Raw genomic sequence first — 14,742 nt, forward strand, 5'->3', positions numbered from 1 at the left:
TTAAAACGGCTCCCGAAAGGAACCAAAGGAGGTTTAAGGCTATTGGCTGTTATTGCTCACTGCGCCATTGAATCATCGCCGGGGCGGTACTCAGATCAAATTTATTCTCGCCCAGAACCCGATTGAGGATGCGGGCCGATCGCCAGGCCACCAGACTGAGCTGAGGATCGGCAATCCCGTGATGGTGCATGCTGGCATTGACGGCAAACAGAGCATTCTCACCCCCCGCCTCGCGCTCAAGAGTAAAATCAGCGGCAAGACGATATTGCCCATCGGCATCGGTTAACACCCGGTCCGTCAGGGAGGCAAGAAAAGCCGGTTGAGCCTGTTCATAACCGGTAGCAAAGATAACCACATCAGCATCCAGGGTCTCACGCCCACGATCAAGATGATGCTGTGTTTCCAACCGATAATAATCATCCTGGCTATTAAGGGCAGTCACGGAGCGGCTGGGTAACAAGCGTACCCAGCGTTTTTCTTGCAGAACATCGAAGCGGTGATACATGGCGCGATAAATAGCCAAAAGAGACTCGCTGGTGATGCCATCGGAGGTCATTTTTTGTTCGCGTAACATCTGTTGTTTGGCCGTGTTACTGAGCGTGTAGAAGTCGTCGACATAATCAGGCGTAAAATACTCGTTAGCAAATGCCGCTTCATCAAGAGCGTTGTAGTTGTTACGTCGGGAGATCCAACTCAGTTGCTCTGGCTGGCCCCACTCGCCCTGAAAAATATTAAGGAACAGGTCGGCTCCGCTTTGACCGCCGCCCACAATAGCCACGCGTTTTCCGCTAAGGTTTGACTGGCGAAACATCATTTCGCTGGCGTGAAAACACCGATCATTTTGTTCCGTCACGCAGTCCGGCAGTTTGACTTTCTTGCCAATGCCCACGCAGACGTGTTTAGCGTAAAACACCTTGTTCTGGGTGGTAACAACATACTGCCGCTGTTGGCTATCAAACTCTACGCGCTGAACGTCCTGGTTGAAAACCAGCGAATCCAGACCCGTAGCAGCCCAGTTGAGGTAATCGGCAAACTCTTCACGTGACACCGTGCGTTGTTCCGTTGTCAGGAAACGGTAGAATTTTTTCCTTTTCACCAGATAGTTGAGGAAACTATAAGGGTTAGTTGGCGAGACGGCGGTCACCAAATCCTTCAAAAAGCTGGTCTGCATGCTGCATTCCGCCAGGATCATGCCTGGATGCCAGGAAAACTTCGGTTTGCGCTCGAGGAATTTGCAATTAAAACCTTCGATTTCGCTGCCAAGCGCAGCAATACTGAGGTTGGACGGACCGATACCAATACCGATAAAGTCCAAACACGGGTTCATTAGTGTACTCCTGATTGAATAAATAGGCTGACAGAGAGATTTATCGGGTCGGGAAAAGAATAATTAAATAATAATCACGAAATGATATTATTATTGTTACCCCGATAATTAAAGACCCATTAATCCTTAAGCCAGTAGTATTATCGCAGAATCATGAAAAAGGCGTGCTTTGGGAAAGAATCTCAATGGGGCAACAGAGGAATTTATAACATATCCCTATGTTAGTTTGCATATTCCACATGGCATCTTCCTTAATTAGACACGGCCTGGTCAGAGTAGCGCTAAAGTTGCACGCTGGCATGTGAAAAAAAATAACATTAAGGCCAAGACACGGGTTGTTAATGTGAAATTAAAAGTGAAATCATAAAATTTCACCTTGGTTTAGATGGTGTTAGGGTTGGGACACAGCCCGTGAAATGCCCTCAACTCAGAAATGAAATAGATAAAATACATTAAGTATCAATGAATTAATAAATTCCACGACGATAAAGTGAGGAATCAAACAAAAGTCTGTATGGTTTCTGACCATTTAAGACATCCCATACGCCTTAGTGGATCAAACAGTATTTTTGCAATTCTTCTGGGAATGCATTAACTGGGAAAGTTGACAATTTAAAATAACTTCCCGTAGAAATTAATTTAGGGCCTGGCTCAATCTATTGCGATATTTCTTCTACTTTCAGCGTCAGTCCAAGCGAATGGCGCCGGGCATTCCGTGGTCCCACATATTCACAAATCCGGGGAAATTCCTGAGGAGGAACATCTGGCAAGATTATCGCCGCTGATACATGGCTATACTTAAGGGAGTGTTCAGGATGGAGACAACTGCGATGAAAACAATGCTCCCTGTGCTGTTGATGCTGATGCTTTCCGGCTGTATGGGTAGAGGCGGCCCACAGGATGTACCGCCACCGCCCGTACATAACGATCCACAAACCTGCAATAACACTTCCGCCAGTGCCAACAGCGGCTGCTCGCAGTCCGTGGTACCACCGATGCACTGAGTTTGCTCTGCACCTCAGTGTCGTTAGCCCCCTCTCCTGTGGGAGAGGGTATTATTACGAAGATTGTTCTTCGTCGTTGGTAAGATTTTTCGCCTGTTGCTTCATAAACACCACTTCTTGCGGACTGGACATATTGACCCGTTGCGCGCGAAGCAGCTTGAGGATATTGAACAGCAATTCGCTTTTGGTAGAACCCACCATGCGCGGGCTGGCTACATAACCGGTCACGCTAAGAATAATGCCGTCCGGGCCGAGCTGGCTAAAACGAACATAAGGCGCAGGCGTTTCCTGAATGGCTTCATACTCCTGGTAAGCACTCAGCAAGATATTACGTACCTGCTCCGGATCGATATCCGTCGGGAAGGTCAGCGCGATGGTCACCACACCCTGTGCATTGCCCATGGTGGCATTACGCACGTTTTGAGAAATTAGCTGCGAGTTGGGTACGATCATGGTCGAACGGTCACTGAGCTGGATCTCGGTGGCGCGCACGTTAATACGGCGCACATCCCCTTCCACACCGCCAATACCGATCATATCGCCCACTTTTACCGGGCGTTCGGTCAGCAGGATCAAGCCTGAAATGAAGTTCTTCACAATCTCCTGCAGACCAAAACCGATACCCACCGACAACGCACTGACGATCCACGCCAGATTGTTCCACTGGATACCCAGCGCCGCCAGGGTGATCAGGATCAGCAGCACGTATCCCACATTGCTGAACAGCGTGACCAGTGATGCACGAATACCAATGTCTGAAATGGTTTTCGGCAGCAGTTCCTGGCTGAGCCAGCGCTGGGTCACCCGCAGAATATAGATACCAATCGCCAGACAAATAACCGCGTTAATCAGGTTGCCCGGCACAATATTCAGTCGTTGCAGCCCTTCACCGCTGAGGATGGCAATGATCTTGTCCAGCAACGAGTTGGGCGTGGTGGTGCCGAACGAGCCGTTAAACAGCGAGACAATCATTAATAGCAACAGAGAGCATTTGGCAATGGCGGTGAAGATTATCGCCATTTGCTCCAGGTGACGGTCTTTGAAGTTGAAGGACTTTTTAAGCATCTTGCCGCTGGCGGTCTGCGAAGAAAATATCGCACCGCACAGATCGGTGGCAAACATCAGCAGAAAATAAAACGCCATCAGTACCAGGGCGATCCAGATCACCTGGTAGGTCAGGAAGCGGGCGAATGCGATATACCCCACCAGCAGTGAAAACAGGATTATCACCGAGCACACCAGGGTGCTCATGTGCAACACGCCACTGAGGGTAGAGCGCTTCTCTACGTGCTCACCCTGCTGTTCCAGTTGGCGACGAATGCGCTGGGAACGCAACGGCATCGCCAACAACACCATACCGATTAATCCGGCAACCAGACCGTTGCCGAAAATGGTCGTGCCCAGGCTGGCACTCACCACGTTGTTGATCAGCTCAATCGAGCCAAACGCCAAAGCTAACCCGGCCAGCAGCGGCGAGAAATAACGTAAACCCGTGGCTACCGCGTCATCCATGGTGCCCAGACGCCATGACGGACGGTTAAGGGACAGCGTCGCTCGGCCCAGACCGGCAATCAGTGCGCAGAAGATCCCCAACCGATAAAAGCCTTCGGCGAAGTCTTCCAACATTCCCGACAAAGGCTGCACGCGGGTAAAAGTGAAATACAGCAGATTCAGCGCAATACTGGTGGTGATAACCGTAACAGTGACGGTCATCATCGCCATAAAGCTGCGACGTAAACGCCCGTCCGGCAGAAAACGAATACTCACCCAGGCCAGAAAACGCTCGGAGAAATAACGGCCCCATGACCAGATAACCACCGCCAATACCAACAGAGTGAGGGTACCGTAGCGCCACTCTTCCTGCCAACTGGTATCCCAGGCCTGTTTCATGGCCGTATTAAACTCGTCCAATCGCTGCACGTCACTGGCAGCAGGTTGCACCACCGGCGACCAAAACTTGCTGCCAAGCACGCTACCGGTATTCAATGCCAATTGGGTTTTGAAAGCCACGCGACGCAAATCACTGATTTGTTGGCCCAGGTCAATCGCGCCAGCCCGCATGGCCTCTGCGCGTTTCACCGCATCGTCCAACTGTTTTTTACTGTTGTTCAATGTATTACGCTGCTGCACCACGGCGGTGGTTTCAGCCATCGAACCGGCGGCCGGTTGCGGGCCTAATACGTCAAGTTGCCCCTGCAGTTTCTCTTGTGCCGGTTGCAGAGCAGTTGCCAGTTTATCAAGCCCTGCGGCCAGATCGTCGGTAGCCAGCTTCAGTTTACTAAGCTGGTTATCGTTATCGGCTTTGGAGACCTGCTGCTTGATGCTGTCCAACTGCTTTTGATAACTCTTCAGTGCGGTCGCAGGGTCCGGCGGGCTCTCTGCCACTGGGGCACCATCTTGTGCAGCGACGCTGACCAACGGCGCTAACTGCAAGCCAAACAGCAGGAACAGGAAAAGAATAATCTGACGGGGCTTTAACATAAATTCGGTGCTCAGCGTTTGCATGATAGACAGACGAAACAAGCTGGCCGGTATTTACCGTCAAGCTTGGCTAATCATAAACTGTGATTATGATAACTGCTTAATCTGCGCTTAAATATCAGTATTACTCCCATTCAGCATGATTATCCGCACCGTCGCCTCTGTCTGCATATTCCCGACAGAGTGTTCCGCTTACTACACTGATAACCTGAAGGATTTACAGTGGCGTAAGCGGTCAAAGCACTCTATACTCAGCTCACTCATTAACCAACGAAATAAAAGGAGGATTACTATGCCGATGTGTGAATTGTTTTTTTACTCACACTTCTATAGTAATCGCTGCTGCTCAAGCATTACCGGTATCGTGCTGCGATAACCCAGGCTTGAGCGAAGCTGACTAAAATCTGAAGTTCCTTCCCTCCGGCTTACCGGGTTGTCGTCAGCGATGTTTGACGATAGGCATCTGCATGCCTGTAACTCTTGAGTAAGCAATGACCACATTACTATCTGCACAATCTGTCGGTTACGACAACAATTTCGGCCCTCTGCTGGTTGAGGTTTCCTTCAGCCTGAAGAAAGGTGACCGCATCGGTTTAATCGGCCATAACGGCTGTGGCAAAAGCACCCTGCTTAAAATCCTCAGCGGCGATCTGCGTGCCGGTACCGGCAGCGTCACCCCTTCCCACCAGTGTCTGATGGCACGGGTAGAACAGCACCTACCTGAAGCCCTGCACGACCGTACCCTGCTGGATGCGGTACTGGCACGGCTGCCTGAAAATCAGCGTATCAGTGAAAGTTGGCAGGCTGAGGTTCTGCTTTCCAGCCTGGGTTTTGCGCCACCGTCATGGACGCTGACCGCAGGTACCCTGAGTGGCGGCCAGCACACGCGTCTGCTGCTGGCACGAGCATTAATCTGTCAACCGGACCTGCTACTGCTGGATGAGCCCAGCAACCATCTGGATCTTCCTACTTTGCTGTGGCTGGAGCGGTTCCTGCAAAGCTGGCCCGGCAGCTTTGTGCTGGTGTCCCACGATCGCTATCTACTGGATCAGGTCACTAACTGCACCTGGATTTTACGCGACAAGACCCTGCAATTCTTCCGCTTACCCTGCACTGCTGCACGCAAGGCGCTGGAGGAACAGGATGCGGCGGATGCCCATCGCCGTCAGGCGGAGCAAAAAGAGATCGATCGGGTGGCGAAAAGCGCCCATCGGCTGGCCATTTGGGGCAAGGTTTACGACAACGAAGATCTGGCCCGCAAGGCCAAGCAAATGGAAAAGCGCGTTGACCGACTCAAGGAGGAGCAAACCACGCTGAGCGCAGGCAGCCAGTGGCGGCTCAGGCTAAAAGGTGAAGCGCTGGATGCCGATCGCCTGCTGGCCCTGCCACCCATGGAAGTTCGCCCGGCAGTTGACGCACCGGTGCTGTTCCGCCTCGACCCATTGCGGGTCAAAAGCGGTGACCGCATCGCCATCGTCGGACGCAACGGCTGTGGAAAATCTTCCCTGCTGCATCATCTGTGGCGGGAATATCAGGACGTAACCCTGCGGGAAACGGTGTTCCACCCGCGGGTACGCATTGGGTATTACGATCAAAGCCTGCAGCAACTGCACGATGACGACACGCTGAGTGGAGCATTAACCCACTTTGCAGCGTTGACCGAAGAGCAGCGGAAGATGGCGTTGATTGGTGCCGGTTTCCCCTATCTGCGTCATCAGCAACGCATCAGCACCCTGAGCGGCGGAGAGCGTTCACGCCTGCTGTTTGTCGGCCTGACGCTGGCTAACCATTCGCTGTTGTTACTCGACGAACCCACCAACCATCTGGATATGGAAGGCAAGGAGGAGTTGGCGGAGACTTTACGCCAGTTTGACGGCGCAGTCATATTGGTCACTCATGACCGAATGCTGATCGAAAATAGCTGCAACCGTTTCTGGTTGATTGACCATCAGCGGCTGGAAGAGTGGCAGGATCTGGAACCTGTTTACGCCCGCCTGGCAGAAGAACGTGACGCTGTCACTATGACTGTCCCAAGTCAGGATACCGTCAATCGTCCGTTGCAGCACGATGACGAGGAACGGCTGTTGGCCGCGCTGTTTGAACTGGAAAGCAAACTACAGGAGGATTTGGCTCGCAAGCCAAAACATCAAAAAACGCAGTTGCAGCAGCAATGGCGCCGTGAGATTTCCACCCTTACTGCACGACTGAATCTGGACTAACTTTTCCAGGCCGCCTGCGGGCGGCCTTTCCAGGAAGCTGCGGTACCGGATTCAAACAACCGATTTGGGTTTAATCGGTTCTACATGTCCCACCGCCCGCGAAATGCTCGGGTAAAGCGCCCGTAACTGGCGCTCTATGCTGTCTACCGCCGCATGCGCTGACGCGATGGAAACCGCCGGGGAAACCCGACAATGGAAATTGACGATAATACCGCCAGCGGTTTTACGTGCGCGGATGTTATGAACGTCCTGCACCATTTCGCCTTTTTCCACCACCGTTTCCAATATCTGACGAATGCTCGCCAGTTGCTCCGGCGCGACATCCTCGCTGGCGATCCAGTGATTTGTCTGGGGTTCCAGGTGGGTTTCGATCTCCGTATCCTCACCAATCGCCTGCCGTAACAGCGTTTCAATCTCACTGGCAATTTCATGCGCCTGCGCCACGTTGGCACTGGCCGGCACGGCTAGATCCATGCTTATCGACATGCGTTCTGGTAGTTGCTGCAACGCCAGATTTTGCACAACCGCGCCGTGGTTGGCGGCGATCACCCGGATGCGCGTCGCCATGTCTTCGTCACTACGGGTTTGTGGATTAGCGATTACCGTGGCTTCAGCATTGGCATATTGCTGTTCCAGCCGTTCGGCAATTGACTGCTTCAACGCGTTGATGCGCTCCAGCGGTAAAGTGCGACAGACAGCGACGGTAACCTCAATAAACAAGATGGCACCGGCGTTACGAATGCGGATATTTTCCGTGGCCAGTATCGCCGGGAAGGACTCTAGCAAGACACCGATCTCTTCCTTGGTGCCGGCCGGTGCCGTGTCCATTAGCGAATCAAACGAGCGCTTACCCAATTTCACCGCCGCCACTACGATAAAACCCGCGACGATTAGCGCGGCGATGGCATCTGCGCGGGTGAAGCCTAGCATCACAAACACCATGCCTAACAGCACCACGACAGAGGCAAGCATATCGGAGAAGAAATGCAGTGCATCGGCTTCCAGCGCCGCACTGTCGGTAGCCTTAGCTACGCGATTAAGCGCCCTGACGCGGAAAAAGTCGACCACAATCGAGATCAACAGCACGACAATCACCACCGGAGCGGCGACAATTTCATGGGCCTCCCCCAACAGACTTTTACCGGCCTCATAAACAATCCAGCCCGCCGCCCCCAACAGCAGCAGCACTTCAAACAACGCCGCCAGGTTTTCGACTTTGCCATGGCCAAAATGGTGGTCATCATCGGCCGGTTTGTCGCTGATACGCACCGCCAGCCAGGTAATGCTGGTGGCAACAAAATCGGTAAGCGAGTGGATCCCTTCGGAAATAAGTCCAATACTGCCGGTAAAAATACCGGCAATAAATTTACCGGCTGCCAATAGCCCGCTGGCTATCATGGAATTTCTGGCAACGGACTCTTTTTCGTTTTGCATTTTACGGCTCACATTCAAATAGGTATTTCATTTTTTTATTTTAGTCGACCATTGCCAGACAAAAGCAACCAGCAGCATAGTACCCGAGAATGTCAGTATTAAACTAGACAGGAATTCTGATTTTCCGGTTGAATAAAAATAAATCTCATTCACACCGACAGAGATCATCAAAATGGCATAAAGTAAGCCAAGAATAAGAAGGATCATGGTGGTTATACTCCCAAAGTCCCCATTGGGCGGTCAGAGTTTAATCGCATCCTCCCCGTAGTAAATAAAACCTTCGGGGAGGATGCATCCAGGCGGATCTTTAGCGTTCATTAATCATCCCATTTAGTGCTCATATAGGCCGCTAACAAGCCCAGTGAGCTGATAATGCTCAGGAATCCTACAAAAATTGTCATATTTCCCATTATTTTTTCCTCGGTTAACTATTATCGATAGAAGCCCCTTTAATTAAAAAACGGGGATTGTCATTACTCATGAGTATTTACGTTCCTCCTTTTCAGTGAGATAAAATACCCGCCCCGGCTACGACACGGAGCGGATGGCGGTTTAAATCCCCAGAATATACTGAGCTATCTTGAAGTAAATAATCAGGCCAGTGCCATCAATAAAGGTGGCGATAAAGGGGGCCGACACCACTGCCGGATCAATCCCCAGCCTCTTGAGCAGCATTGGGATAATCGAGGAGACAATGGCGCTCCAGACGGTGATCGCCACCAGCGACAGGCTGACCACCATCGTCACGTCCATGCCCACCCCCATGATCCAGGCGCGGACCCAGGCGGCGACACCGATGGTGACCGCGATCAATAAGGAGGTAGAAACCTCTTTGCGGATCACCGCGCCCAGGTTACGCAGACTGACCTCACCCAGAGCCATGGCGCGAACCAGCGTGGAGGTAATCTGGGTTCCGCTGTTGCCGCCAGTGCCGATCAACAAGGGAATAAAGAACGCCAGCGCGATCGCCGCTTCCAACTGTTCTTCAAATGCCTTTAGCACATTCCCTGTGTAGGCTTCGGCGACAAACAACATCAGTAACCATACCGAACGCTTGCGCCATAATGCCCAAGGGCTGGTTTCCAGATAAGGTTTATCCAGCGGCAGACTGGCACCCTGGCGCTGTGCATCCTCGGTATTTTCGTCTTCAATCAGCCGGGCAATTTCTTTTTCACCCAACACGCCTACCAGGGTTTTATTGACCACCACCGGCACCACGTCCAGCCCGCCCTTACCCAATAAATGCGCAACATCGTTGCGGTCATCATCGGGTGAAACCTGAAAATAGCTGTGGTTGATCATTACGCCAACGGCTTTATCGTTATCTTCGCATTGCAGTAATTTTTTTACCGAAAGTGTGCCGCGCAAATGATAATCGTCGGCGGTAACAAACAGTTGAGTCGGAATTTCGTCGGTTTTAAGTTGCGAAAGAAAATATTCTTTTGCCTTATTGACCGTCATATTACCAGGAATGGTAATGAAATCGGCGTTCATATAGCCTGCCACCGAAGACTCATCAAGAGTTTCAGCTGAGATCAGCGCCGGGGATGGTGTGTTGTGATGTGACTTCATTATGTTAGTCCCTATTTCTGTTTGAACTTCAACAGCGAATCGCATAGGGGCGTTAACCACAGAGGGAGTGCAGACAGCCTATCTCCGCGTCCAGGTTTTAGCACTATACAACGTATCTGATGTATTCATCAGAAGTTACCTTGGGCTGAACCTTAATCCGATAAAGCCTGTCTTAACCTTGGGCATCTCTCGATGTCGTCAGATCAGTAACCTGTGTTTGTATAGGAGCCTCGCCAAACGAGATACTGCATATAAACTACGGGGGGCAGTATAGGCGCGGTTTTTTATTTTCGGGTAAAAATATGGTTGACCGTTTATGAAACATTTAGAAAAAACTATTAACAGCGGGCCGGATTCCTCCTAAACCGCATTATTAAATCGTCAGTGCGCGATGATATACACGTTTTTATCGTACAGCGGCCCCTGGCGGGTAAAGTCGATGCCCTTCGCATAGGGTTTGACCGCGTAGCTTTGGTTTTGTCGTCAACCGAAGCCTCCAGAGTAGCTTTTCCCCAACCAATCTTCGGCCTGTTGGCAAGGTTGTTGCCCCTGCCGTGTGGCTGGGCTGCCGAAACCCTTACTCCAGCCTGCCTTTAGCTATTTTTCATACATTATAAATACTTATGAAATTAGGTGACAGACTCAGTCATATCCGAGAAGCTTAATTTTTCCTTAAGACGAGATGATTATTGGAGCTAAAACCAAAAATAAACTAATACGAATCGTTTTCACTATCATTATTAATGTTCTTATATACAATCGGGGCAGCCCAACGCCCGTTAGGCACATTAGGTTTTTCTTCTTCTTTGCACTCTCTAAAAAGGATGACTGTATGAAGCTGCGTTTCTCTTCTCTCGGCCCGATTGCCCTGTTGGCATCGTCCATGATGCTGGCCTTCTCGGCCAATGGGGCGTCCCCGGATGAAGGCATTATTATTTATAACGCCCAACACGAAAACCTGGTGAAATCTTGGGTGGACGGTTTTACCAAAGACACCGGCATTAAAGTGACCCTACGTAACGGCGGCGACAGCGAGTTGGGCAACCAACTGGTGCAAGAAGGCAGCGCATCCCCTGCCGACGTTTTTTTAACGGAAAACTCCCCGTCGATGGTATTGGTGGATAACGCCAAGCTGTTTGCGCCGCTGGATGCTGCGACGCTGGCACAGGTTGAACCTCAGTACCGTCCGCAACACGGTCGCTGGATTGGCATTGCCGCCCGCTCAACGGTATTCGTCTACAACCCGGCGAAGCTGACCGAGGCACAGTTGCCCAAGTCACTGCTGGATCTGGCCAAGCCAGAATGGAAAGGCCGCTGGGCCGCCTCACCTTCAGGGGCAGATTTCCAGGCAATTGTCAGCGCACTGCTGGAGCTGAAAGGCGAAAAAGCCACGCTGGAGTGGCTGAAGGCGATGAAAACCAACTTCACCGCTTATAAAGGCAATAGCACCGTCATGAAAGCGGTTAATGCCGGCCAAATCGACAGCGGCGTGATCTACCATTATTATCCGTTCGTCGATGGTGCCAAGACTGGCGAGAACAGTAAAAATATTAAACTGTATTACTTTAAACATCAGGATCCGGGTGCGTTCGTCAGCATCTCCGGCGGTGGCGTGCTGGCCTCCAGCAAGCACCAAAAGCAGGCACAAGAATTCATCAAGTGGATCACAGGTAAAAACGGCCAAGAGATCCTGCGCACCAACAATGCCTTTGAATATGCAGTTGGCGTCAACGCAGCTTCTAATCCGAAACTGGTTCCGCTGAAAGAACTGGACGCGCCAAAAGTTGACGCTTCTGCATTGAACGGTAAAAAAGTGGTCGAACTGATGACTCAAGCCGGGCTGATGTAAACCGGTTGATTGGTACAGAGAGTTTTTAGCCCTATGTCGAATACAGGTTTCAACGCCGCCAGCTTAAAGCCACGGTATACTTCGGCCCGCCGCCATCAACGGCCCGGGTTGTTTATCGTGGCTGTCGCCATTTTACTCTCTCTGCTGGCGCTATTGCCGCTGGGGTTTGTCATTAGCGTGGCGTTTGAAACCGGTTGGCCAACGGTAAAAGCTCTGGTATTTCGCCCCCGGGTGGCCGAACTGCTGCTGAACACTCTGCTGTTGGTGGTGTTCACCCTGCCGATTTGCGCCATTCTGGGGGTAGCGCTGGCCTGGCTAACCGAACGCACTACGCTGCCAGGCCGTCGCGTTTGGTCATTATTGGCCACCGCGCCGCTGGCGGTGCCGGCTTTCGTGCAAAGCTACGCCTGGATCAGCCTGGTACCTTCGATGCATGGGTTGGGGGCCGGGGTGTTTATTTCGGTCATCGCCTACTTCCCCTTTATTTATCTGCCGACCGCTGCGGTATTACGCCGGTTGGATCCCGGTATTGAAGACGTCGCCACTTCGCTCGGTACACGTCCGCTGGCCGTGTTTTTCCGCGTGGTGCTGCCACAGCTAAAGCTGGCGGTTTGGGGCGGTTCGCTGCTGATCGCGCTGCACCTGCTGGCCGAGTACGGTCTGTATGCCATGATCCGCTTTGACACCTTCACCACCGCTATTTTCGACCAGTTCCAGTCCACATTTAACGGCCCGGCGGCCAATATGCTGGCAGGGGTGCTGGTACTGTGCTGCCTGGGATTATTGATGTTGGAAGCCATCAGCCGTGGGCGGGCACGTTATGCCCGCGTCGGTTCCGGCAGCGCTCGCAGTCAAACGGCTTATCGCCTTGGGCCTATCACCACCCTGTTCAGCCTGCTGCTTCCCCTGAGCCTCACCGCGTTGGCGCTGGGTGTGCCTTTCATCACCTTGACTCGTTGGTTGACCTTGGGTGGCCTTGAAGTGTGGCGCAACAGCGAATTGCTACCTGCCTTGCTGCAAACACTGTCACTGGCCGCCAGTGGTGCGCTGCTGATCACGCTGTGCGCCATCCCTATGGCCTGGCTGTCGGTACGCTACCCGGCACGGATATATCGGGTATTGGAAGGTTGTAATTACATCACCAGTTCACTGCCCGGCATTGTGGTAGCACTGGCGCTGGTGACCATCACCATTCACAGCTTCCGGCCGATTTATCAGACTGAAATCACCCTGCTGCTGGCCTACTTGCTGATGTTTATGCCACGGGCGTTGATCAATCTGCGCGCGGGTATTGCCCAGGCACCGGTCGAGCTGGAAAACGTGGCCCGTAGCCTCGGGCGTTCGCCGGCGGCAGCATTATGGAGCACCACGCTGCGTCTGGCAGCCCCCGGTGCGGCCGCTGGTGCCGCCTTGGTGTTTCTTGCGATCGTCAATGAGCTGACCGCCACGCTGCTGCTGGCTCCCAATGGTACCCGCACACTGGCCACCGGCTTCTGGGCGCTGACCAGCGAGATCGACTATGTGGCGGCCGCACCCTACGCCCTGATTATGGTGGTGTTGTCATTGCCACTGACCTGGCTTCTTTATTCTCAATCCAAACGTACGGCGGGATTATGAGCACGCTTGAACTGCAAGGCATCGGTAAATCCTATAACTCGGTCAAGGTGCTGGAGCATGTTGATTTAAACGTGGTACCAGGCAGTCGTACAGCGATTGTCGGCCCTTCCGGTTCGGGGAAAACCACCCTGTTGCGTATTATTGCCGGTTTTGAAATACCGGACAGCGGCCAGGTGATGCTGCAAGGGCAAACGATGGCCAACGGCAGCGGCTGGGTACCGGCACACCTGCGCGGCATTGGTTTTGTCCCCCAGGACGGCGCATTATTTCCGCACTTTACCGTGGCCGGCAATATCGGTTTCGGCCTGAAAGGCAGCAAGCGTGACAAGCAATTGCGTATTGATGCCCTGATGGAGATGGTGGCGCTGGATCGCCGCCTGGGGGCGCTGTGGCCGCATGAGCTTTCCGGTGGTCAACAACAGCGGGTGGCGCTGGCCCGTGCGCTGTCTCAGCAACCCAAGTTGATGTTGCTGGACGAACCCTTCTCCGCGCTGGATACCGGCCTGCGGGCCGCGACCCGCAAAGCGGTGGCGGAACTGCTGGCCGAAGCCAAAGTCGCGTCGATTCTGGTGACCCACGATCAAACCGAAGCCTTGTCGTTTGCCGATCAGGTGGCCGTAATGCGCAATGGCCGATTGGCGCAGATCGGGCCGCCGCAAGATCTTTACCTAAGGCCGGTGGACGAACCGACCGCCACTTTTTTAGGCGAAACACTGGTGCTTTCCGCTGAGCTGGAACAAGGCTGGGCCGATTGCGCATTAGGACGGATTGCCGTTGACGATCGTCAGCGCCGTGGCCCGGCTCGCATCATGCTTCGCCCTGAGCAGATCCAGATTAACCAGTCCGAGCCACAGCAACAGAGCCAGGCGGTGGTGACCGGTATTGATTTTGCCGGTTTCGTCTCGACCTTAAATCTGCATATGACCGGCAGTAATACCGCGATAGAGATTAAAACCATCAGCCGCGAAGGTCTCCGCCCCGGTTCACACGTCAATCTGAATATCATTGGCCAGGCGCATATCTTTGCCGAATAAAACTCAGGGGTGCCTTGGTGCCCCTGTCATTTTCGAATTTTGATCCCGTTCGCGCTTTATTATCCGCACGTCCGAATGAAAAACCTATCGCAGCTATCGAATACCAAAACCCCTTTCATCAACTACGATTAGTCTGTGATCGGTGTAAACATTCACCCGTCCGGAGATAACCCACAGAGGATTATCATAATTATTCATACTGTTT

General features: G+C 52.5%; 11 protein-coding genes and 1 riboswitch. Of the genes, 5 read left to right on the plus strand and 6 right to left on the minus strand.

All coding sequences use genetic code 11. The annotated features are described in order from the left end of the window. Positions 1-49 precede the first annotated feature (49 nt). A complete protein-coding gene (locus ACUTSU_RS02025; protein ID WP_445651583.1) occupies positions 50-1,327 on the minus strand; it encodes a lysine N(6)-hydroxylase/L-ornithine N(5)-oxygenase family protein in 1,278 nt (425 codons plus the stop codon). A gap of 830 nt (positions 1,328-2,157) precedes the next feature. On the opposite strand from ACUTSU_RS02025, the gene ACUTSU_RS02030 reads away from it, so the two are divergent. Continuing rightward, a complete protein-coding gene (locus ACUTSU_RS02030; RefSeq protein WP_445651584.1) occupies positions 2,158-2,331 on the plus strand; it encodes a hypothetical protein in 174 nt (57 codons plus the stop codon). Positions 2,332-2,385: 54 nt separating this feature from the next. Here ACUTSU_RS02030 and ACUTSU_RS02035 read toward each other — a convergent pair whose 3' ends face one another. Next, positions 2,386-4,812, minus strand: a complete 2,427-nt coding sequence (locus tag ACUTSU_RS02035; protein WP_445651585.1) for a DUF3772 domain-containing protein — start codon at positions 4,810-4,812, stop codon at positions 2,386-2,388. Between the two features lie 491 nt (positions 4,813-5,303). Here ACUTSU_RS02035 and ACUTSU_RS02040 point away from each other — a divergent pair, with 491 nt between their 5' ends. Next, a complete protein-coding gene (locus ACUTSU_RS02040; RefSeq protein ID WP_445653721.1) occupies positions 5,304-7,031 on the plus strand; it encodes an ABC-F family ATP-binding cassette domain-containing protein in 1,728 nt (575 codons plus the stop codon). Between the two features lie 51 nt (positions 7,032-7,082). Here ACUTSU_RS02040 and ACUTSU_RS02045 read toward each other — a convergent pair whose 3' ends face one another. The 4 genes from ACUTSU_RS02045 to ACUTSU_RS02060 all read right to left on the minus strand — a co-directional run bounded on the left by ACUTSU_RS02045 (position 7,083) and on the right by ACUTSU_RS02060 (position 10,082). Then, complete coding sequence (locus ACUTSU_RS02045; protein WP_445653722.1) at positions 7,083-8,465, minus strand: cation diffusion facilitator family transporter; 1,383 nt, start codon at positions 8,463-8,465, stop codon at positions 7,083-7,085. A 27-nt stretch (positions 8,466-8,492) separates the two neighbouring features. Next, positions 8,493-8,672, minus strand: coding sequence for a hypothetical protein (locus ACUTSU_RS02050; RefSeq protein WP_315902500.1), 180 nt, complete (start codon positions 8,670-8,672; stop codon positions 8,493-8,495). 110 nt (positions 8,673-8,782) lie between these two features. Beyond that, positions 8,783-8,875, minus strand: coding sequence for a protein MgtS (gene mgtS, locus ACUTSU_RS02055; protein WP_013813036.1), 93 nt, complete (start codon positions 8,873-8,875; stop codon positions 8,783-8,785). A 142-nt stretch (positions 8,876-9,017) separates the two neighbouring features. After that, entirely contained in the window at positions 9,018-10,082 is a 1,065-nt protein-coding gene (locus ACUTSU_RS02060; RefSeq protein ID WP_445651589.1) for a magnesium transporter, read from the minus strand. A gap of 30 nt (positions 10,083-10,112) precedes the next feature. Then, positions 10,113-10,286: riboswitch (M-box (ykoK) riboswitch) on the minus strand. Between the two features lie 583 nt (positions 10,287-10,869). Here ACUTSU_RS02060 and ACUTSU_RS02065 point away from each other — a divergent pair. From ACUTSU_RS02065 to ACUTSU_RS02075, 3 genes are read left to right on the plus strand one after another with little or no spacing between them, the layout of a single operon-like run. Then, complete coding sequence (locus ACUTSU_RS02065) at positions 10,870-11,886, plus strand: iron ABC transporter substrate-binding protein (protein ID WP_445651590.1); 1,017 nt, start codon at positions 10,870-10,872, stop codon at positions 11,884-11,886. A gap of 33 nt (positions 11,887-11,919) precedes the next feature. Next, positions 11,920-13,503: an ABC transporter permease gene (locus ACUTSU_RS02070; protein WP_445651591.1), complete on the plus strand. Its 1,584-nt coding sequence runs from the start codon at positions 11,920-11,922 to the stop codon at positions 13,501-13,503. Next, complete coding sequence (locus ACUTSU_RS02075; protein WP_445653723.1) at positions 13,500-14,537, plus strand: ABC transporter ATP-binding protein; 1,038 nt, start codon at positions 13,500-13,502, stop codon at positions 14,535-14,537. The genes ACUTSU_RS02070 and ACUTSU_RS02075 overlap by 4 nt, the downstream gene beginning before the upstream one ends. The last annotated feature ends 205 nt before the right edge of the window (positions 14,538-14,742 follow it).

Source organism: Serratia sp. NA_13, from assembly GCF_052691735.1.